This is a genomic window from Bradyrhizobium sp. CSA207 (assembly GCF_029051685.1).
Lineage (GTDB): Bacteria > Pseudomonadota > Alphaproteobacteria > Rhizobiales > Xanthobacteraceae > Bradyrhizobium.
Genome location: NZ_JAACFT010000130.1, coordinates 1 through 538, shown reverse-complemented (window position 1 = coordinate 538; position 538 = coordinate 1). Strand labels below are relative to the sequence as shown.

The window sequence follows — 538 nt, the reverse complement described above, 5'->3', positions numbered from 1 at the left end:
GCCTGTGACGGCGAGATCGTGGCCAGCGTGAGCACCGCGCCGGTGGCAACGGACAATGCGATGCGCCGCGCGCGCGAGAAAGCAAAAGGATAGGTCACGAACGCTTCTCCTCGCGCTTGGTGCTAGCGGTGTCCTTGATCAGATAGCCCGTTACCGAGCGCTTCTTCTCGAGCCATTTCTGTGCGACGGCGCGAACCTGTTCGGCGGTGACCGCTCGGATACGGTCCGGCCAGCTTCTGATGTCCTCGACAGACAGGCCGGTGGTCAGCGCGCCGCCATACCAGCGCGCCAGTACCGCCTGGTTGTCCTGGGCGTAGATCGCTTCCGCGATGAGCTGGGTCTTGACCCGCTCCAGATCGTCGGCGCGGATCGGGTTCTGCGCGAGGTCGGCAATGACTCCGTCGACCACCCGCTCGACCTCGGCGAAGCTGACGCCGGATTTCGGCGCGGCCGAGATCGCGAACTGGGTCGGATCGAGCGAGATGCTTGAATAGCTGGCGTTGGCGGAGACGGCGAGCGGCTTGTCGACGACGAGGGC

1 pseudogene is annotated in these 538 nt (G+C 65.4%); it reads right to left on the bottom strand.

Annotated features, from left to right (window positions below):
* Nucleotides 1-94: 94 nt before the first annotated feature.
* Nucleotides 95-538, bottom strand: a pseudogene (locus tag GWG65_RS40295) (insulinase family protein); the annotation flags it as partial.